Genomic DNA, 20,434 nt, shown 5'->3' with positions numbered 1-20,434 from the left:
AACGACCCCGTTTCCCTCGGGGACAAATTCCGCGCGTCTACTCACTCGGGATACTGTCAAGGCGGCGTCAATGCGTTCGACCTACACCTTCTCGCTTTTCGAGGCTTCGCCTGTAGGACCATCGGAATCGATACGGAATCGATCGGCATACCATTCATCCGAAGCAGTCACCTTATGGAGCATCTGAAGATGCAGGTCGACATAGTGGCAGAACGCCTTACCGCATTCCACGAGAGGCGCATTGTTTCTCTCGTTGGGCTCGGCTCCAAAATTAAAATCGACCTCATAGCCCTCCCCAGGCACACCCATGCTCGGCAGAATATCAGTGGAGAAGTGAACGGATCCAGACGTCACCTTGTATACATCTTTTACCTTTGAATCGTACTTCTCGAGTAAGTCTTGAAGTCTTCTATCGAACATCTTCTCACCCGAAAAATCTATCAGCTTGTTCACAGGCACACCTTGAAACACCTGCTTGAGAAAGTCATCCTGGTCTTCGGCAGCGAATAACGCGAATGTCCGCAGGCAGACTCCAACCTGTGCGCGGAGAAGCTGGGCGACGCAAACAAGATTCCTCGACTCGAGCATGGAGATGAATCCGTCTATCAGTCTCATCGCATACTCAAAGGAGGATGCCAGATATAGGTCCCATTGGGTAAAGTCGCCGTTCATGAAGGGAAACACTGCATTGCGCTCGGCGACTCTCAAGGCACTCAGGCTTTGGAAATGACGAAGCTGCTTCCTATAGAAGCGATTACCAACCGTACTCGCACAGAACTTATGGCGACGGCGAGCCATTTGTCGGCGTTAGGCCCGCACATTAATTAGATGTCGCCAGCAGAGTCGAGGTCTGCCTCAATCTTGGCACGGCGCCTTTTCGCCGAGAAGTGCGCTGCGCACAGGGTGGCAAATGTGACAACGGCGACTGCCAGGCCAAAGTACGCGCCCGTAGCCAAGTTCGCCACCCAAAAGACACTTTCGAGCGGCACAATCTGTGCCTCTGCAACACAGTGCATCACCGCAATGACAAGTGCGCTCGTGACCCCGCTGATACCGCAGACGAGCAGGAAGTATCCAACGGGAAGATGCTCGGTTTGCCCAAAACGGTTGGTATCGACATAGCCCTTTCGCGTTTGCAGCACCGCACAAATCAGCATCACGATAACGAGCCACGCATACATGGCAGCCTCAACCGGTGTTACAAAGAGGTGCGGCATTTCGGTGGCGTTGCTGTGAACCCACGCAACCTGTCGAGCTATAGTCTGATAGAAAAGAATCATCAGCATGCCAAACGAAAGCAGCACGAAGCCAATCTTGTAGATCTTCGCGTTCTCTGCTTCCAGGCGCTCATCCTTTGGGCCTGCATACTCACGCCACTTTTGCACGATTTTAAGATCTTCAAATTTCATAGTGGCCTCCTAAAGAGCGTTAGGGTCGGCTTTAATCTCGTCGTCCCAAAACAAGTCGTTCAACGTAACGCGCAGCGCTTTGCAGACTGCCACGCACAGGTTGAGCGTGGGATTGTAGCCACCGGCCTCGATCAGGCCGATGGTTTGACGCGTAACGCCCACGGCCTGGGCTAAGTCGGCTTGCGAAAGGCCAGCCGCCGCGCGCGCCGCCTTCATGCGTAGGTTCTTCTTGCCCGGCATAAAGTTCCTTTCGTGATATCGGACAGATATCCGTTGCAACATGACAGAAATATATTGCATTCATCGGATAATGTCAACTATACCCGTCATTATGAAAACCATGTCCGCCATCGCCATACGGCATAGTGATTTCGATTCGCTTTTCAATCTTACTCGGTCAGAACCGACTCGGTTTTATCCGAGTAAACTTGGGCATAAACTGATTCATGCACTACAATTTACTCGGACAAAACCGAGTCGGAAGGAACCGAGTAAGTGGAATTCATTGGCAGGGAGCATGAACTCGCCCGTATTAAGAAAACGCTCAAGGCGCCCGAGCAGCGCAATGTTCTCGTTTACGGCAGGCGTCGCGTCGGCAAAAGCGAACTCATCAAGCAGGCGCTAATCGATTTGTCAGACACCACAACGATCTACTACGAGTGCCGCCAAACCTCCGAGGCGGACAACCTTGAAAGCCTTTCCGCCCTTGCCGCTGAAGCGTTGGGGTTTCCGCCGCTCGCTTTCACGGGCATCCGCGAACTCATCGAATTTCTGTTTGCCCAGGCCAAGGACAAGAACTTCGCACTCATTCTCGACGAATACCCTTACTTGAGAGATGCGGTTAAAGGCTTAGACAGTATCCTTCAGACTTCAATCGACACCCATAGGGAAGACTCACGTTTAAGCATCGTTCTGTGCGGATCCTACGTTGAGATCATGAAATCCCTCATCGAACATGCGAGCCCCCTTTACGGACGAATCGACCTTACGCTCGAGCTTAAGCCCATGGACTACTTTGACGCCGCGAAGTTCTATCCCGCATTCTCGTCCGAAGACAAGGTGCGGCTCTACAGTGTTTTTGGCGGCATTCCCTTTTACAATCGCCTCATCGATCAATCCCAAAGTGTGCGCGACAACATCATCGAGCTCGTCACAGAACCCGGAGCCCGCTTAGAGAGCGAAGTTCCGTCCTATCTCGGCGCCGAAATCTCTAAGATGACCAACGCCAACGAAGTTTTCGGGGCTCTCGCACAAGGTTACTCACGCTGGGGAGATGTGCTGGCGCAGTCGCACGTCTCGAGCGGCCCCGCCATGGCAGACGTGCTCGACAAGCTCATATCGCTCGAGATCGTCCAAAAGCGTGCGCCCATCAACGACCCTACGAACAAGCGCAAGTCCGGCTACTTTGTGGTGGACCCGCTTTCGCTCTTTTACTATCGCTACGTCTTTCGAAATGCCTCCGCGCGCCAGCTGCTCGACCCAGAAGTCTTCTATGATCGCCATGTCGCCCAAGACTTCGAGGAAAACTACGTCCCGCATATGTTCGAAGAAATTTGTCGCCAATACCTCGTACGACAAAACAGATCCGGCATGGTCGAGCCAGCCTTCGACGCCATAGGCAAGTACTGGTACGACGACCCCGTAAACAAAACGAGTGGCGAATTCGATGTGGTAACGCAAGACCCCGACGGTTACACATTCTACGAAGCCAAGTTCCGCAAATCTCCCATCACTCAAAAGATGGTTGATAAGGAAATCGCTCAGGTCGAGGCAACGGGGCTAACATGCCATCGCTACGGCTTCTTCTCGCGCTCCGGTTTTGAAGCCGACAAGAGCGAACGAACCATCTTCATCGACCTGTCGCAGATGTTTGAGTAAACATGATTCTTAGTGCAGCAGTTGGCTGAAATCGTGTCACCCATAATCGTTCGATTTTGTTTAGTGTATCTACGCCGCTATTAAATAAAACTCATCTGTATCTAAATCTGTTCAACAATGCCGCGCTATAGCCCAATGCCTCAGCTTAATCTTCGAACGCGCGTTCGATGGATTTCGTGTTGGGTGGAATCGCCCACGGGCTGGGCTATGCTACCTTGACTATCTATATGACTTAAACGCAGCAAAGGAGCACCGAGAGAGCGAGTATGGCAAAAAACACCGCAAACTATGGTAACGACAGTATCCGCCAGCTCAAGGACGAGGAGCGCGTACGCCTGCGCCCCGCCGTCATCTTTGGCTCGGACGGCCTCGATGGTTGCGCGCACGCCGCCTTCGAGATCCTGTCCAACGCCGTTGACGAGGCGCGCCAGGGCTACGGCAAGCTCATCACCCTCACCGCCTTTCGCGATGGCTCTATCCAGGTAGAGGATAACGGCCGCGGCTGTCCACTCGATTGGAACCCCTCCGAGAAGCGCTTTAACTGGGAACTCGTCTTTTGCGAGCTCTACGCCGGCGGCAAATACAACAACAACCAGGGTGGCGACTACGACTTCTCGCTCGGCACCAACGGCCTGGGCTCCTGCGCGACACAGTACGCCTCCGAATACATGGACGTCACGGTTTGGCGCGATGGCAACAAATACTCCCTGCACTTTAAGAAGGGCAAGGTTGTCGGCGCCAAAAAGAAGGCTCTCGAGATTGAGCCCAGCGACGAGGACCGTACCGGCACCACCATCAAGTGGCGCCCCGATCTTGAGGTCTTTACCTCGATTAGCATCCCCCACGATTGGTATCGCGAGACCATGCGCCGTCAGGCCGTGGTCAACGCCAACGTGACCTTCCGTCTGCGCATAGAGGGCGACGACGGCGAGTTTTCCGAAGAGGATTTTTGCTATCCCAAGGGCATCGAGGACTACGTGCTCGAGAAGGTCGGTACCGACTACCTCACCGAGCCTTTCTTTATCGAGGCCGACCGCCGCGGTCGCGACCGCGAGGACCTGCCCGACTACAACGTAAAGATCACCGCATGCATGTGCTTCTCGCGCACCTTCATGATGCAGGAGTACTACCACAACTCATCGTGGCTCGAGAACGGCGGTTCGCCCGAGAAGGCCGCCCGCAGCGCTCTGACCAGCGCCATCGATGCCTACATTAAGCAACAGGGCAAATACAACAAAAACGAGAGCGGCATTAAGTGGCAAGACGTCCAGGACTGTCTGGTGCTGGTGACCAACTGCTTCTCCACCCAGACGTCCTACGAAAACCAGACCAAGAAGGCCATCAATAACCGCTTTATCCAGCAGGCCATGACGGCCTTCTTTAAGGAGCGCCTCTCGACCTACTTGATCGAGAACAAAGACGCCGCCAACAAGATCCTGGAGCAGGTGCTCATCAACAAGCGCTCGCGCGAGAACGCCGAGAAGACGCGCCAGAGCATCAAGACCAACCTGCAGCAGAAGACCGACATGGCCAACCGCGTGCAGAAGTTCATCGACTGCCGCTCCAAGGACAAGAGCCGCCGCGAGATCTACATCGTAGAGGGCGACTCGGCAGCAGGCGCCATTCGCACCTCGCGCGATGCCGAGTTCCAGGGTGTTATGCCCGTCCGTGGCAAAATCCTCAACTGCCTAAAGGAGGACTACCCGCGCATCTTTAAGTCCGACATCATCATGGACCTCATGCGCGTGCTGGGCTGCGGCGTGGAGATCAAGGACAAGCGCATCAAGAACCTTGGCGCCTTTGACCTGGACAACCTCAACTGGAACAAAGTCATTATCTGTACGGACGCCGACGTCGACGGTTATCACATCCGCACGCTCGTGCTCACTATGCTCTACCGCCTGGTGCCCACACTTATCGACGAGGGTTACGTGTATATCGCCGAGTCGCCGCTCTACGAGATCAACTGCAAAGAGAAGACCTACTTTGCCTACACCGATCTCGAGAAGAACGGCATCCTCAAGGAGATCGGCGACCAGAAGTGCTCCATCAACCGCTCCAAGGGTCTTGGTGAGAACGACCCGGACATGATGTGGCTCACCACCATGAACCCCGAGACGCGTCGCCTGATCAAGGTGGAGCCCGAGGACGTCACCAAGATGGAAACCATGTTCAACCTGTTGCTGGGCAACGACGAGGCGGGCCGCAAGCGCCATATCTCCGAGCACGGCAAGGAATACCTGGACCAACTGGACCTGCAGTAGCAGCAAATCGATAACGACGGCCCATAAGAAGTTCAAGAGGATATCGTGGCAAAGAAGAAGACGAAGAACCAGCCCAAGAAAAAGCAGGTCAACGCCGAAAACGTTATCGGCCTGCACTCCGAGGTCACCGACCAGCCGATCACACAAACGCTCGAGGTCAACTACATGCCCTACGCCATGAGCGTCAACGTCTCGCGTGCATTCCCCGAGATCGACGGCTTTAAGCCCTCGCACCGCAAGCTGCTCTACACCATGTACAAGATGGGTCTGCTCAAGGGCGAGCGCCAGAAGAGTGCCAACATTGTGGGCCAGACCATGAAGCTCAACCCGCACGGCGATGCCGCGATCTACGAGACGATGGTGCGCTTGGCCACCGGCAACGAGGCGCTGCTCGCCCCCTTCGTGGAGTCGAAGGGCAACTTTGGTAAGTACTATTCGGGCGACCTGAGCTACGCCGCCTCGCGTTACACCGAGGCCAAGCTCTCCCCCATCAGCGCCGAGATCTTCAAGGACATCGACAAGGACCCGGTCGACTTCGTCGACAGCTACGACGGCGCCATGAAGGAGCCGCGCCTGCTGCCCACCACGTTCCCCAACATCCTTGTCTCGGCCAATAAGGGCATCGGCGTCGCCATGGCGTCCGACATCTGCGGCTTTAACCTCAACGAGGTCTGCACCGCCACGATGCACTACCTGCAGGATCCCGACTGCGACCTGCTCGAGTATATGCCCATGCCCGACTTCTCGACCGGCGGCGAGATCATCTACCGCCGCGAGGAGATGGAAAAGATCGTCGAGACCGGCCTGGGCAGCTTCCAGATCCGCTCCCGCTGGCGCTGGATTCCCGAAGAGCGCATCATCGAGGTCTACGAGATCCCCTACACCACCAAGACCGATGTCATCATCGAGCGCATCGTCAAGCTCTCCAAGGAGGGCAAGGTCAAGGAGATCGCAGACATTCGCGACGAGACCGACCTTTCGGGTCTGCGCATCGCTATCGACCTTAAGCGCGGCGTCGACCCCGACAAGCTCATGGCCAAACTCTATCGCTCGACCACGCTGCAGGATTCGTTCTCGTGCAACTTCAACGTGCTCGTCGACGGCTATCCCCGTGTTATGGGCGTGCGCCAGATTCTGCACGAGTGGGTCAAGTGGCGTATTGAGTCCACGCGTCGCCGCATTAACTTTGACCTAGGCAAAAAGTCCGAGCGCCTGCACCTGCTGCACGGCCTCGAGGCGATCTTGCTCGATATCGACAAGGCCATCGCCATCATCCGCGGCACCAAACTCGAGGCCGAGGTCGTGCCCAACCTTATGAAGGGTTTTGACATCGACGAGACCCAGGCCGAGTTTGTTGCCGAACTTAAGCTCCGCAACATCAACGAGGAGTACATCCTCAACCGCACTAAGGACATCGCTAAGCTCGAGGGTGAGATTGCCGAACTTAAGGAGATTCTCTCGAGCGAAGACAACATCAAGAAGGTCATCAGCGACGAGCTGGCCGCGGTCAACAAGAAATATGTGATACCGCGTCGCACGGGCAGGATCGAGCCCCACGAAGTCATCGAGGTAAGCCTGGAGCCCGAGGTCGAGGAGTATCCGGTTACCATCATGCTCTCTCGCGAGGGCTACCTGAAAAAGATGACGGACCGCGTGCTCAAGAAAGCTGCGACGCTCAAGTACAAGGACGGCGACAAACCCTTTATCGAGTTTCCGTCCTCCAACACCCACGAGCTGCTGGTCTTTACCAACAAGAGCCAGGTGTACAAGTGCAAGGTTGCGGCGTTTGAGGACACCAAGTCGGCACAGCTGGGCTCGTACCTGCCCACCGATCTCGAAATGGAACCCGACGAGAGCGTGATCTGGGTCATCGACCCCGAAGACTACAAGGCCGACGTGCTGTTTGTCTTTGAGAACGGCCGCGTGGTGCGTGTCGCACTTGCCGGATACGCTACCAAGACCAACCGCAAGCGCCTCAAGAACGCCATCTACGGCGGCAGCAAGCTGCTGTATGCGCAGGTGCTCAAGGAATCACCACCGTCGGCACAACCGAGGAGATTCTTGGCGCCGGCGTCTCGGCCGAGAAGTTCACCGCGCAGAGCCCGCCCTCCGCCGGCGCCCTCATGAAGGAAAACGATATGCCGAGTCTGTTTGACTAACGCCCACAACTTCGTGTCATTTTAGTTTGGCATTATCGCAAAAGGGGACTGAGTGGCACACACAATGTCACTCAGCCCCCTTTTACATCCCCGTGCGCGTTTTCGCGGCCAACTCACGGGCAGAAATCTGACCTATTCCTTAGGAAGCAAACAGGCAGATATAGGTACCTTGACGACTAAGATGACGAGCCTATGCTGACACAATCGGCAATACCGTTTATATAGACGACTCATCTAGGCAGCTCACTGGGCAGTTCATCGCGATTTCTTTACGGTCGCCATACGTCCTGCAATTCTGAGGTTCATATCATAACAACCGTTCCATATGACGTTCGTCAAAAGGAGATAGATATGAAGCTTAAGCACGCGATTGTCACCGTCATGGGTACCGCTTTGATTATGGCACCGGCGGCGATGCCTGCAACGGCTCTCGCCGCACAGGCGGACGCCACCCCGGTGGCCGCCCAGGATGCGCAGAGCGGCTACAATGTCAAGGCGCAGAACGCGACCATCAACGCGAGCCAGCTCAAGGGCAACCTCATGCAGCTCAAGTGGCAGCTCAAGGATCTGATGCTCGTCGAGGCGACCTATAACGGCCGCGACATCAAGGACAGGGTCGACGTCGGCTTCGGCAACAGCGCAGGCGATCTCCAGAACAAGAAGCCCGGAACGTACACGATTCAGTTCTTTGACGGCAAAAAGATCGCCGAGGCCAAGCTGACCGTGACCGATTCCGCCAGCGAGGCGGCGCCCGCGCTCACCGCGGACACGGTGTCCTCCACGAAGGGCGGTATACTGCTGACCGTCATGGGCCAAGGAATCACGAACGAACAGCATGCCCTGCCCGCCGGCTCCTTCTCCATCGCAGCGGCGCACAAGGGCACCGACGGCGCCTGGTACACCGACGTGACGGTCAACTCGTCCGCAATCGATTACTACTACCGCCCGCTGGTTCCGCCCGTCGTCCTCGACAAGGTGGCATGGGACCAGAGCGCCTCGAAGCTGACCGCGACGTTCAAGTGGGATGCCGCCGCACAGCGGTGGACGGTTGCAGATCCTGCGAAGGTTACGTTTAAGGTCGCGATCACCAAGAAAGGCGTCTTCGAGTTTGCCGAGTCCGCAACCCTTGCCCCCAGCGACGTCAAGGGTCTCAGCACGAACAAGCTCATCGCTCTCATCAAGGAGAAGCTCGTCAAGACCGCCGAGGTCAACGGTAGCTCCGTCGTGAACGACAGCAACTTCCACGTCATGCTGGGCACGCAGCTGACCGACATCCAGAACGGGAAACCGGGCACCTACCAGATCGGCTTCATGTACGACGGCAACGGCTACAACAACGAACAGGTCGGCTCCGCCACCCTCGTGATCGCCCAGCCCAGCAAGCCCGGCACGACGACACCCGGCACCACAACCCCCGGCACCACAACCCCGAACACCGGCGATAAGACCGAAAAGGGCGATAACGCCAACGGCGATAAGAACGGCTCACCTAAGAAAGCCAATGTCAAATCTTCCGGCAACAAGACCTCCCAGAAGTCCGGCAAGGACCTCCCCAAAACAGGCGACGCGGGTCTGGGCATCGCGGGCATCATCTCTGCTGCCGGCGCCTCCCTCGCAGCGCTGGGTATCTTCACCAAGCGCCGCGAACACCAACGCTAATCCCTCAATCATCCGGTAACGAATTCACAGCCGCCTTCCCTATGGGGAGGCGGCTTCTTGTCCCTCCCGACGAACAAACCACGGCAGGTACCATAGATAATGAGGGGGACATACGGCCTAGTCCTGGACGCGGTGATAGACAATCGGGTCGTCAAACCCAAAGACGCGCCTACCGTTTACCTCCATGGTCTCAGTCACCTCTAGAGCATCGGCTGAGAATCGCTCAAAAAGATGGAACTTCATGACCGGCGTAAACATCGAGTCCGATCCGCCCTCCCACACGCCGTCGCGTTCACGATAGAGCGCGGGCACAAATTTTCCGGACTCCTTAAGCGAAGCATACTCTGCAGGAACCATGGTGTCATACGAGAGCGTGCGCTTGTCATTGCCTTCCGGCGCATCGTAGGAGGTCAGCAAAACACCTTCCGACTCCTCGGTGAAGAGGAACAAATGGGGTGACGAGGATTTTTTCCCATCAGTCTCGTAATAGCTCTCTTCGATCATGAATACGCCGGGGAAATCTGCCGGTAGGCCTAAAATCTTATCGTTGCATGCGGTGTTGACATGGCGGGCGAAAGGAAACACTTCCCCGGCCGCCCTCTTCGCCTCAAACTGTTCGCGGTTGTCGAAGCGTCCCAACAGTAGGCTCATAAAACTGTCCAGCGTTGACGTTGCCATAGCTATCTCCTTAATCGACGCCATCATCGTTTTGCACTGATACCCATGGGCGCGACGAGGCCGAAGCCACCCCTCCATCCACACGGTTTCTTCAAATGCCGCATATTACACAGTTCGCATACCGCCCACACCGCACACCGATTGGGCCGATAAACCGTTTGCGTGAGGAAACGGAGCCTACGAGATGCCGGAGTACACAAACACGCTTCTGATGCGCGCCAATCTAAACTGGCGGGCATTCCCGCGTTGTGCGTGACGCCGTGGACTCCAAGTGTAGAATGAAACGAGTTGACGGCTCGAGCGTCGATTGAATAGACCTGGTAAATGACATGTCTTTGTTGTCCGTCATGCGGAGAAGGGACGGCAGTCATGCAATGTGGCAGACGAACGAACGGGTATGTCGCACTATTCGTCTTCGCAGCGCTGGTGGGCCTCCTGGGCCAGACGGTCGTTCCGTGGTTGTCCGACCAACTGAACTCGCCCCATCTAGGATTCAGGTTCCTGGTCTCCGACATCGACATCTATCCATTCGTGGTGGTTGCGCTCATAACATTCGGGAACACGGAGCCCAAAAGGGCGTTCTGGAGGGTTCTGGTTTTCTTTTCCGGCCTGTGCCTGGGCTACTACGGGTACACGGCCGCCCTTGCCGCCTATAGCGCACTTGAGTCCGGCAGCGCGGGCTATCTTGCGAACGTCCTGTCCAGCGCAAAGGACGCGCTCGGGTACATGGCCGTCGCGCTGTGCGCGGGCACGTGGGGGTTCGCCATGCAGAGGAGCGCGCGCAGGCGCCTCCTGTACGCGGCGATGCTGGTTCCGTTCATAGTGATTACCATGGCGTGCACGTACTCGAACCTCGTCGCCGAGCCTCCCCAGATACTCATGGCCGCCGTGGACATCCTCTGCCTGGCGGGGATCTTCCAGTGTTTGCCACGCAAGGCGACTTCTGAGTAAGGCGCGGCGTCGGCACGGCTCTCGACGGTCATGGCATCAGAGGTGGATTTTACGATTCACCATGATTGCTTTAAGGTATTCCTCATCGTCCACGGCCTCCAACCACTCGTTGGAGGCCTCCTCGCCCGGAACCTCCAGCGCGAGATGGGTTGAGCCCCGGCGACTTGAATCAGCGGTCGTACCGGGGCTAACTGTTTACGCTGTAACACGCCATTCGATTTATGGGAGTCTCTACTGGCATCTGCAATCAGCACCAATCAAGGCGTGCTTTTTCGACATGACGCATAAAGCACGCAACAAAACGAGAGCGATGCCATGACAACCCTACTCGTCAAGAGCCGCCTTAAACCAACTCGTAACGCTCGTAGGATGTGTGATAGCCGTCCCAACCACCACGGCCCAGGCGCCAGCGTCGAGGGCAGCGCGGGCATCTTGCGGCGTATGCACATGTCCCTCGCAGATGATTGGCAAATCTGGAAACTCCTCGACGGCCTGGCGCAATAACGGTAGATCGGGTCCTTCGTTCAATGACGTCTCAATCGCAGGTTTATTGTGCGACAGCGTGGTGGAAACCAAGTCGAAGCCCAGCTCGTACGCATGGCGAATGTCCTCGATAGTCATGCAGTCGGCCATGAGCAACACCCCCTCTTCCTGAAGCGGGCGCACCGTATCCTCGAGCAACTTACCGTCGGGACGATGACGGTCGGTCGCGTCGACGGCCACGATATCAGCACCTGCGGCGACGCAGGCGCGGGCATGACGCAGCGTGGGCGTGATATAGACACCCTCATGCCCGTCCTTCCACAGACCGATGACTGGCACCTCGACACGGCCTTTGATGGCAGCAATATCGGAAAGCCCCTGACAGCGGATAGCCGCTGCGCCCCCTAACTCGCAGGCACGCGACATCTGCGCCATCGTTTCGGGCGTGCGCAGCGGCTCGCCGGGATAGGCCTGAACGCTCACGATGAGACTTGCCTTTAGGGATTTAATCAGTGGGTGCACGGACATGGTAATCCTCCATCTAGGATGATTGTCTATTGGGGATGACGTGGATCTTCAAAATAGAATCGAGTGCGAACTCGTGATCGGGATCGCGATGCAGCAGTAGGCCGCCGATCACGTAATCGAGTACAAACAGCACGATAGTGAACGGGCCGAAGACGACTTTCATTATGCACTCCTGAACAAATATCTGAGAGGGTGTGCGGGCGCGACGATCCCACCGGATGACCCTGAGGCGCAACAGGTGTTCTCCCACGCTCGCCCCAGTTTTCCATGGGACATAGATCGTCGTCTGCAATACGAACAGGATTGCACACAGAAGCATCAAGCTGCCCTGCGAGGAGGTGGACGTATCGAGGTAGAAAATGTACGCGCATGCGTAGAAAATACTAACGACCCCCGCGCTCACTACATAATCGACCAGCAAGGACACAAGTCGGCGTGCGAAGAAAACACATCCTCCGTCACTGCGGGCGGCAGGCTGCTGGACCCTCTGCGCAGGCTCACTCGGGCGGCGTTTTGCCTTGTTGGCAGACATTTATGCCCTTTCTGTCGCGATGGCCGCAGCGCACCGCATCAACGATGTTCGCCATGCGATGCGGATGCGGCCGCTCATTTTACTCGTCTATGCCGAGCTCCTCGAGGACGGCGGTCTTGTACAAGATCGCCTTTGCACCAAAGACAGCCTGGATGCCGCCATCGACATCCAAAACTCCGGCAGCGCCAAGCTTTTTGAATGCATCGTGATCGACCTTGGCAGGATCTTTCACCCCAACGCGCAAGCGGGTAATGCACGCATCCACATCCTCGATATTCTCGGGACCGCCCAGTGCCTCGACGATCACTTTCGCATCATCGGCAAGGTCGCCTTTGGCAGGAGCCTTCGGCTCTTCAATCGTCGCTGCCTCCTCATCGCGACCGGGTGTCTTGATATCGAATTTGGTAATCAGGAAGCGGAAGGATAGGTAATACAGAGCGAACCACGCAACACCGACCGGGATCTCGAGTAGCCAGTTTGTCTTGGCGTTTCCCTGCATGATGCCAAAGAGGAAGAAATCTATGAAGCCGCCAGAGAACGTATTACCGATTCTGATGTTCAAGATATCGGCGACAAGAAACGATATGCCGTCAAAGAACGAATGCAGCACATACAAAGGTGGGCAAACGAAGAGGAACATATACTCGAGAGGTTCGGTGATGCCGGTCAGAAACGACGTCAGGGCAACACCCAGAAAAAGGCCGGCATATTTCTCGCGGCGCTCCTTGGGCACACAGTGGTACATGGCCAGTGCGGCGGCGGGCAGACCGAACATCATGGTCGCGAAGCGCCCCGCGAAAAAGCGCGTCCCCTCGGTAAACAGGCCGGTGTGATTCGGGTCGGCAAGCTGGGCGAAGAAGATGTTCTGGGCACCAACCACGGAGTGGCCGGCAACGACAGCGGTGCCGCCCAGCTCCGTGTACCAGAACATGGGATAGATCATGTGGTGCAAGCCGATGGCCCCACACAGGCGCATGAGGAAGCCATAGAAGAACGTACCGACGACACCGGCAGCAGAGATGACCTCTCCCGCATGAACGAGCAGCTGCTGAAACGGCGGCCAGACGATATAGAACAGGGATCCGACAAAGATCGCTGCCAGGCTCGTGACGATAGGCACGAAACGCGAGCCGCCAAAGAAGCCCAGGACCTGCGGAAGCTGGATGTTCTGGTAGCGGTTGTGCAAGGTGACGGCCACGAGGCCAATGACGAGGGCGCCGATGACGCCGGTATCGATCGCCGCACCGTCAGGGTTAAAAATCGAGAGCAGCGTGGACGAGGTCGCCGTCATGACCAGGTATCCCACGATGCCCGCGAGCGCCGCCACACCCTTGTCGCGGCGGGCAAGACCAATGCAAAGTCCGATGCACAGCAGCATGGGAAGGTTGGCGAACACCACGTTTCCCGCCGCGCTCATGACCTTGAAGGCCGCCTGTAGCCAAGGTACGTTCAACAGGGGGTATGCGGCAATGGTTGCGGAGCTGCTAAATGCGCCGCCGATTCCCAGCAGCAAGCCCGCTGCCGGCAGAATAGCAATCGGCAGCATAAATGCCTTGCCGATCTTTTGCAGTTGCTTAAACACGTGTCTCCTCTTTCTCGTGATTCTCTAACCGTGAACGTAGACTGTGACCCTACACATCCCCTCCTCTCCCGGCGTGCTGGCGTGGGCTGCCGTGCACCACGCGCTCGATATGCAAGGCAAGGTACAGACACTCGTCCTCGGGAACAGAGCAGCCATAGGACCGCGCCGTACGCGATGCAATCTCCTTGGCGCACTCGTAGGCATCGGGGTACTGTTGCATCACCGTGATTTGCAACTGGCGGTCACGGGACTCGGTGGCGGCATCGGACATATCGGACATGACAACACGCTGAGCGAAGAACTTAAGATGGACCATAAAACGGTAATAGGCAATTGTTGCCTCGTCCAAATCAATATCGAAGTACTCTTTAACGATATCGAGTGCGCCGCGTATGATCTTGGCCATCGTCGTCGCCGTCTGTATGCCCATACCACCCATCTCGGCGTTGACGAGGTGCATGGCGATGAATCCTGCCTCCTCCTGCGGAAGCGTGACGTGGAAGGTGCGGTCGATAAAGGAGATGGCGGTCTGGGCACATTCGAACTCATCGGGGTACACCATACCGATCTCATAGTTCAGGCGGTTATCGAGGGCCTGCCCCGCAAGGGCTCGCTTGACAGCAAAGTGAATATGATCCGTCAGTGCAAGATAGACCCCGTCATCGAGATTCCTGCCGAGACGCAGTTTGGCATGCTCGACAATCGCCCGCGTCGCCTCGAAGTACTCTTCGGGAATAGATGACACCAGTTGGCCCAGCTTGCCGGACAGCTCGGCGACGTGCTGGGTAAACAGGCGCTCTACGCTATCCTCGTCAATGAGGTCTCCGCGCTTGCGACCAAACGCAATCCCGCGCCCCATGGCAATGCAGTCGCTACCGCGAGCATCAACCACAACAGCAATATTGTTGTTGAGTACCTTTGCGACCTGCAACATACCCATACAATCCTTCGAACGTCCCGTCCAGAAAAAAGCGACACCGAAAGCGGCCAGCGGCCAACTTTCGGTGTCGCCTGTCATACAGTCACGATCCTCATCAAGTTTTTGACATCATACGTGCCGCATGTGACCATGTCAACTCCAAACCAGGGGTGTGGGAGCAACGCCTCGCTGGCCATAATTGAGCACGATGCATTGAATCCGAGACCGGGCGCTGCGGCGGGAAGCCTCTCGCGCGGACAATCTGCTCGATCTTGCCGCACCCGTCTTATATAAGTTCGACAAACGTCTAATAGTACGACATCCGCCGAACAGTCGGGGGTACATACCGCTACAGAAGGCCCACGGAACGGGGGCGAGATGGTCGGCGACGGGTTCAAGGCACTCTCCGGCCCCACGCGCCGCCAGGGAGGGCGTCGGGAGGGAGGCCGTAATGGGTGAGAAGGGCGAGCGGCCGGAGCGGGTGTTCCCCGGCAGGACAGACCCGTGGTTCATAGCGGCCATCGTGATTGTGGCGGGCGGTTTATCCGCGGCGTGTATCGCGTGTTTCCTGAGCTCGAGTCCCGCGCTCCTATGGGGCTGGCTCGCGCTGCTGCCCATCCCGGCCCTCGTGGCCCTGGCTGCCCTTCCCGTCCGCAGCAATCGCCTCGAGCTCTACGGCGACCGCCTCGTCGTCGTGTACGCTGGGACGCGTTCGGTGATACCCTACGCCCACGTGCGGGGCGTCCGGCGCACCAGGACGCTCTGGGCGGGGACGGCCAACTCGCTCGACCGTGTCTACATCGAGGCGTCCTACGACGGCGACGCCATCGTCTCGGTGACCGACAACGACGCCCTCGTGGCGGAGCTGGGGCGCAGGTGCGGCCTTGGGCCCGGCGCCTGACGCCCCGAAGGGAGGAGAAGAAGATGGGCGTCCCGCACTGGCCCTACTGAAGGAAGAACTCCCTCGGCGGCACGCAGGTCTGGTACGCGGACTGGGGCGACTGCCCCTTCGACACTGGGCTACATGAGCCCAGTTGAGTTCAGGAACGCAGGGCCGTCCCTGTAAAAATTGTTTAAGCAACCGTTGCAAATCCATTCTCCCGCGCGGAGAGATCCGGGTAGGCCGAACTCGCGTCGGGCATGTAGCCCATGCGCCTTCGGGCGGCGGCGAGCCCGCGTCCGCCGCGCGCGCCGAATAGCTCGACCGAGCCCGAGCTGGGGCTAGTGGTGCCCGTGATGATGCGGATGAGCGTGGACTTCCCGGCGCCGTTCTCGCCGATGAGCCCGTAGACGCGCCCCGCCTCGAGGGTGAGGTCGATGGGGCCGAGGACGGTCCTCCCGCGGTACGCCTTCGTGACCCCGTGAAGGCGGAGGGGCATGGCTGTCCTCATTGCTTTCCTTTCTCCTCGGACGGATTTTGGGTATGCGTCATGGGCCCCCGCGCGGGGCGGGGAGCGAATCGGCGCAGGCTCGAGGCCGGTTGGGTTGGGGTTGAGGTTCGGGTTCCACAGGCTTGCACAGCCCGACGGACGGGGCGTCCGGGCGCACTATGCTTAGGGAGCGGCGGGCGCCTCCGGGGCAGCAGGGGATTCGGACGCGGTGATGCCGGAGGTGTCGACCTCGCCGATTCCGGCGAGCTGCTCGATGAGGGGGAGGCCCGTCGGGTCGTCCACCTCGACGCCGCCGAGGACGATGGTGTCGTCGCGCAGGTCGATCTGCGTGTTGAAGACTGCCGGGTCGCACCCGGAGACGATAAAGCCGGTGCCCGCGAGGACGACGCCCGCGGCGACGAGCCCTCCCGCCACGGCGAGGTAGATCTTCTTCGCGCTGGTCATGGTACTCACTCCTTTCTACGCCGCGAGATGCGCGGCAGTGCCGCCCTTCTCGCCCCTGTCCTTCCAGAAGGGCGACGCGACCTTCCTCGCCCAGAGCGCCGAGAGGCGCGCGATCTGCTTGGAGGCCGCCCAGGCGCCCGTGCCCGCGAGAAGCGCCGCGCCGATGAGTCCGAGCCCCACGCCCGCCGATGCAAGGACGTACGGGACATGCCCGATGACGACGCCGCACGCGGCGAACACGAGCTCGACCACGCCCGCGCCACCAAGGGCCGCAGCCACGATCCACACGCAGAGCGCGAGAATCCAGATGCAGACGTAGACCGCAACGGCCACGGCCGCAAAGGCGAGCAACAGCGGCACCCACACCGGCGACCACACGATGGTCAGCACCCACAGGAGCGTCGTGCTCCTGCGCCTGGTCCGCGCAATCGCGCGCGGCACGGCGGGCAGGTCGTCGAGCACGGCCTCTGCCACCTCGCCGGGTGCGCCCATGGCGGCCACGGCCTCCTCCTCGCCCATGCCGTCCTCCATGATGTCGGCGATGGCCTCGGCGTAGAACTCCTGCGTCTCCCTCACCTGGTCTGCCGGCAGGCAGGCGAGCAGCTCGCCCAGCCGGCCCAGGAACTCATCGCGCGTCATGGTGCGCCTCCTCAACGTATGCATAGATCTCCTGCACGGACGGCCACTCGGCCAGGAACTCCTCGATGCGCTCGCGGCCTTCGTCCGTGATGCGGTAATAGCGCCGCAGCCGACCGTTGTGCTCGGCGGAGCGCGCCGTGATGCATCCGGCTTTCTCCAGGCGTTTGAGCAGCGGGTAGAGCGTCGACTCCGTGAGCCCCATGCTCGCGGGCACGTCCTTCACGATCTTGTAGCCGTAGGACTCCTCGCCCGAGACGGCCGCGAGCACGCAGGCCTCGAGGAAGCCGCGCTTCATCTGGGCCTCCATCCGTACACCTCCCCTCGTCGTATACTGTGCAATACACACTATACGATGCAATGTATTAGACGTCAACTCTCATCGTGAAGATTCTCCGGTCCCTGCGCGCTGCGAACGTGATATCGCGGGGCGGCTGGCATTATGCATGAAACGTCAAGTAACGCACAGGCGACAGCAGCAGTCCAGCGCTGGCTGGAGACGCCGGGATGCCAAGAGGAGGCGTGTGCCGCGGTTGAGGACACCGCCCGCCCCAGGGGACGCGATCGAATCAACCCAAAGCAAGGGGCCGGATGCCCGCTAATGCGCAGTGTGCGCGTTCGCGGATGACTGCCCGTCCCGAGCGAAACCCACAGGCGCCAACGCGACCTGAACGCGGTGCCGTACCCCGAGATCCGGAGGACGGTCCACCTTTCGGCCCAACCATGGGATTCGAAAGGCCGAAGACGCCGAGAGAGATCCGGGCAGGACGGCACCGGGTGGTTTTCAACCCCGTCAACGGTCCGCGAGCTCTGGAATATTGCCCGCAGGCCGCGGGAAGAGCTCCAACCGAAAGAATCGTCGCAGGCGGCTTATTAGCCCAAGAGTTCAACGGTTCCACTTTCATATGCATGGGGAAATGCGAATGACCTCAATGCGCTCCCGAACTCGGCGCTGATGTAAACGCCGACTCCGTCGAGCGAAGACTGGTTAATCATGAGTCACAGCACCGTCTGATGCGCGACTGCAGTCTCTCATGCTGCTTAGCTCGCCCAGTCTGTATCTTGGTTCCTCGACAGCGCAGCTTGGTCGAACGCCGAAGGTTCGGCGGTCTTCGTCAGCTAGCATGAGAGCAGTCCGAAAGGGGGACGCATGAAGATCACGATCGAAGAGCGAGAGGCAGCTCAAGATATAGAGGTCACGATCGTCTGCGTAAGGGCCGATCGCCGCGTGCTCGATATAGCGGCTCGGCTGCGCATGCTTGACAGGAAGGTGACGGGCACGGCCGACGGCTGCATGCGCGTGCTGAGCGCAGAAGACGTCCTGTTCATCGAGTCGGTCGACAAGCGCACGTTCATCTATACGGCCGACACGGTTCTCGAGACGGGCCTGCGACTTTACGAGATGGAGGAGCGCCTGGCGGACTGCGACTTCCTGCGCATCGCGAAAGGTTGCATCGTCAACTTCCGCGCGATCGCCGCCCCCAAGCCCGACGTCAACGGCAGGATCATCGCCACCTTGGAAAACGGTGAGCGGGTCGTTATCTCGCGCCAGTATGCGCCCGACGTCAAATCGAAGCTCGGTCTGAAGTAGTCGAAACGAAGGAAGGGAGACTGGAATGATTGACAGGGACATTATCGACACCGATAAAAAGACGCCCGTGGAAAACCTCGGATACCTCGTGAAAAGCATCTGTATCGGCTTCACTGTTGCCATGATAGCCTTCTTGGCATTAGGGACTTGTTTCGCTGATGACGCCGCCAAACAGGGCATTAACTATTGCTGGTCGATTCTCGCCGCGTGCGTCGCCGTCCCCGCGCTGCAGCTCGTGTTCTTCACGCCCATGGTGATCAGGCGGATGGCATATCCCGCGCGCCTGGTGCTGTTCGACGTTTGCCTCTACGCAGCCCTCTGTGCATTGGCGTTTGTCTTTGCTTGGGTTCCCGTGAACGACCCCGGGGCGTGGGCTACCTTCACAGTTGTCTATCTCGCCATCCTGGCGGTCCTCACTCTTGCTTTCAACGCCAAGCTGAGCCGCGAGACCCGCGAATTGAACGACAGGCTCGCAGAATACCGCAAGAGCAGGGAGACGGAATAAGGGTATAGCCGAACATTATCGATGCTGGGCAAATCCTTACTCCCGATCCTCGGATTACCGCCCGGTGCGAGGACCTGATGCCAAGGCCAGCGCAGGGCGATGCTCGGCCCCGTTCGCTACCCCAAGCGCTTCCTGCGCGGTCATGCCCTTGTAGCCCTCGTTTGCGCGTATAAGCGGGTTCATGTGCAGGGGATGTCGATCCAGGTGTTGATTGCTCGGTCAGCCTGATCGGATGGGAGGATGACGACCTCGTGTTCAGCATAGACGATGGCAAAACTTCCTACGTATTGCGGTCTACCCAAGCCATCATTCGGTCCTCCTCGGTTTCGAAACTCGATTTTTTTAAAGTTTCGTAACCGGGGAAGCAATATGTTCAGGGATGCATCGAGGAGCGAATCCCAGTCGCGCCACGCCGGCAGCGATGCCGGGCGCACCCGTGCGTGCTACAATACTGGCACCAGAGATGAAAACACAGTCCCCGTCGGGTAGTCGCGGGCGTGCGGGAGTCCGCATCAGTAACCTGCCTCCTTGGTTGTCCCTTCTCTGCATGGTCATCTACATAAAGGAGGAACCAGCCATGCAGATCAGCGTGTCGTCCACCCTGACCGTATATCACGACGGCCAATTCTGGGTCGGGCTGGCGGAGCACGTCGAGGGCGGGAGGTACGGCGTCGCCCGCATCGTCTTCGGCGCGGAGCCGTCCGATGAGGAGATCCTGCAATTCGTTGCCGGCAGATGGGAGAAGCTCTCGTTCTTCGGTGGCGAGCCGACCGAGGTGAGCAAGCCCGCGAAGAACCCCAAGCGACGCGCCCGCGAGGCGTCGAA

21 protein-coding genes are annotated in these 20,434 nt (G+C 58.4%); 9 read left to right on the top strand and 12 right to left on the bottom strand.

What is annotated here, in order from left to right:
• Positions 1–81: 81 nt before the first annotated feature.
• The 3 genes from SFLMC1_RS04425 to SFLMC1_RS04415 are packed head-to-tail and all read right to left on the bottom strand — an operon-like array spanning position 82 to position 1,649.
• Positions 82–798 carry a hypothetical protein gene (locus SFLMC1_RS04425; RefSeq protein WP_152074237.1) on the bottom strand — a complete coding sequence of 239 codons (717 nt, stop codon included), beginning with the start codon at positions 796–798 and terminating at the stop codon, positions 82–84.
• Positions 799–824: 26 nt separating this feature from the next.
• Positions 825–1,409: a hypothetical protein gene (locus SFLMC1_RS04420; protein WP_152074236.1), complete on the bottom strand. Its 585-nt coding sequence runs from the start codon at positions 1,407–1,409 to the stop codon at positions 825–827.
• Between the two features lie 9 nt (positions 1,410–1,418).
• Entirely contained in the window at positions 1,419–1,649 is a 231-nt protein-coding gene (locus SFLMC1_RS04415) for a helix-turn-helix transcriptional regulator (protein WP_152074235.1), read from the bottom strand.
• A gap of 255 nt (positions 1,650–1,904) precedes the next feature.
• On the opposite strand from SFLMC1_RS04415, the gene SFLMC1_RS04410 reads away from it, so the two are divergent.
• The 4 genes from SFLMC1_RS04410 (at position 1,905) to SFLMC1_RS04395 (ending at position 9,369) form a co-directional block, all read left to right on the top strand.
• A complete protein-coding gene (locus SFLMC1_RS04410; RefSeq protein WP_152074234.1) occupies positions 1,905–3,287 on the top strand; it encodes an ATP-binding protein in 1,383 nt (460 codons plus the stop codon).
• 266 nt (positions 3,288–3,553) lie between these two features.
• Positions 3,554–5,551: a type IIA DNA topoisomerase subunit B gene (locus tag SFLMC1_RS04405; protein WP_152074233.1), complete on the top strand. Its 1,998-nt coding sequence runs from the start codon at positions 3,554–3,556 to the stop codon at positions 5,549–5,551.
• Between the two features lie 45 nt (positions 5,552–5,596).
• Positions 5,597–7,678 carry a DNA gyrase subunit A gene (locus SFLMC1_RS04400; RefSeq protein WP_261981426.1) on the top strand — a complete coding sequence of 694 codons (2,082 nt, stop codon included), beginning with the start codon at positions 5,597–5,599 and terminating at the stop codon, positions 7,676–7,678.
• Positions 7,679–8,061: 383 nt separating this feature from the next.
• Positions 8,062–9,369, top strand: coding sequence for an LPXTG cell wall anchor domain-containing protein (locus SFLMC1_RS04395; protein WP_152074227.1), 1,308 nt, complete (start codon positions 8,062–8,064; stop codon positions 9,367–9,369).
• A 117-nt stretch (positions 9,370–9,486) separates the two neighbouring features.
• On the opposite strand, the gene SFLMC1_RS04390 is transcribed toward SFLMC1_RS04395, so the two are convergent.
• Positions 9,487–10,047, bottom strand: coding sequence for a hypothetical protein (locus SFLMC1_RS04390; RefSeq protein WP_152074226.1), 561 nt, complete (start codon positions 10,045–10,047; stop codon positions 9,487–9,489).
• Positions 10,048–10,416: 369 nt separating this feature from the next.
• On the opposite strand from SFLMC1_RS04390, the gene SFLMC1_RS04385 reads away from it, so the two are divergent.
• Positions 10,417–10,998, top strand: coding sequence for a hypothetical protein (locus SFLMC1_RS04385; protein WP_152074225.1), 582 nt, complete (start codon positions 10,417–10,419; stop codon positions 10,996–10,998).
• A 324-nt stretch (positions 10,999–11,322) separates the two neighbouring features.
• On the opposite strand, the gene SFLMC1_RS04380 is transcribed toward SFLMC1_RS04385, so the two are convergent.
• The 4 genes from SFLMC1_RS04380 to licT all read right to left on the bottom strand — a co-directional run bounded on the left by SFLMC1_RS04380 (position 11,323) and on the right by licT (position 15,057).
• Positions 11,323–12,009 (bottom strand): N-acetylmannosamine-6-phosphate 2-epimerase, encoded by a 687-nt coding sequence (locus SFLMC1_RS04380; RefSeq protein WP_152074224.1) that lies wholly within the window; start codon positions 12,007–12,009, stop codon positions 11,323–11,325.
• Between the two features lie 13 nt (positions 12,010–12,022).
• On the bottom strand, positions 12,023–12,541 hold the full coding sequence (locus tag SFLMC1_RS04375) for an RDD family protein (protein ID WP_152074223.1): 519 nt from the start codon (positions 12,539–12,541) through the stop codon (positions 12,023–12,025).
• A gap of 79 nt (positions 12,542–12,620) precedes the next feature.
• Entirely contained in the window at positions 12,621–14,123 is a 1,503-nt protein-coding gene (locus SFLMC1_RS04370; RefSeq protein WP_152074222.1) for a PTS transporter subunit EIIC, read from the bottom strand.
• Between the two features lie 49 nt (positions 14,124–14,172).
• On the bottom strand, positions 14,173–15,057 hold the full coding sequence (licT, locus tag SFLMC1_RS04365) for a BglG family transcription antiterminator LicT (protein ID WP_187323854.1): 885 nt from the start codon (positions 15,055–15,057) through the stop codon (positions 14,173–14,175).
• A gap of 436 nt (positions 15,058–15,493) precedes the next feature.
• On the opposite strand from licT, the gene SFLMC1_RS04360 reads away from it, so the two are divergent.
• Entirely contained in the window at positions 15,494–15,943 is a 450-nt protein-coding gene (locus SFLMC1_RS04360) for a PH domain-containing protein (protein ID WP_152074220.1), read from the top strand.
• A 172-nt stretch (positions 15,944–16,115) separates the two neighbouring features.
• Here SFLMC1_RS04360 and SFLMC1_RS04355 read toward each other — a convergent pair whose 3' ends face one another.
• From SFLMC1_RS04355 to SFLMC1_RS04340, 4 genes are all read right to left on the bottom strand, one after another.
• Positions 16,116–16,421 carry an ATP-binding cassette domain-containing protein gene (locus SFLMC1_RS04355; RefSeq protein ID WP_152074219.1) on the bottom strand — a complete coding sequence of 102 codons (306 nt, stop codon included), beginning with the start codon at positions 16,419–16,421 and terminating at the stop codon, positions 16,116–16,118.
• 174 nt (positions 16,422–16,595) lie between these two features.
• A complete protein-coding gene (locus tag SFLMC1_RS04350) occupies positions 16,596–16,877 on the bottom strand; it encodes a hypothetical protein (RefSeq protein ID WP_152074218.1) in 282 nt (93 codons plus the stop codon).
• 15 nt (positions 16,878–16,892) lie between these two features.
• Positions 16,893–17,516, bottom strand: coding sequence for a DUF1700 domain-containing protein (locus SFLMC1_RS04345; protein WP_152074217.1), 624 nt, complete (start codon positions 17,514–17,516; stop codon positions 16,893–16,895).
• Positions 17,503–17,823, bottom strand: coding sequence for a PadR family transcriptional regulator (locus SFLMC1_RS04340; RefSeq protein ID WP_187323853.1), 321 nt, complete (start codon positions 17,821–17,823; stop codon positions 17,503–17,505). Before SFLMC1_RS04340 ends, SFLMC1_RS04345 begins: the two co-directional genes overlap by 14 nt.
• Before the next feature lie 840 nt (positions 17,824–18,663).
• Between SFLMC1_RS04340 and SFLMC1_RS04335 the strand changes: the two genes are divergently transcribed.
• The 3 genes from SFLMC1_RS04335 to SFLMC1_RS11260 all read left to right on the top strand — a co-directional run.
• Positions 18,664–19,104: a LytTR family DNA-binding domain-containing protein gene (locus tag SFLMC1_RS04335; RefSeq protein WP_152074216.1), complete on the top strand. Its 441-nt coding sequence runs from the start codon at positions 18,664–18,666 to the stop codon at positions 19,102–19,104.
• A 25-nt stretch (positions 19,105–19,129) separates the two neighbouring features.
• A complete protein-coding gene (locus tag SFLMC1_RS04330; RefSeq protein WP_152074215.1) occupies positions 19,130–19,609 on the top strand; it encodes a DUF3021 family protein in 480 nt (159 codons plus the stop codon).
• Between the two features lie 577 nt (positions 19,610–20,186).
• The coding region (locus tag SFLMC1_RS11260; RefSeq protein WP_261981425.1) for a YjdF family protein at positions 20,187–20,434 on the top strand (248 nt) is incomplete at its 3' end.

This window comes from Collinsella aerofaciens (genome assembly GCF_901212495.1).
Taxonomy (GTDB): Bacteria; Actinomycetota; Coriobacteriia; order Coriobacteriales; family Coriobacteriaceae; genus Collinsella; species Collinsella aerofaciens_H.
This window is presented reverse-complemented; position numbering and strand designations above follow the sequence as displayed.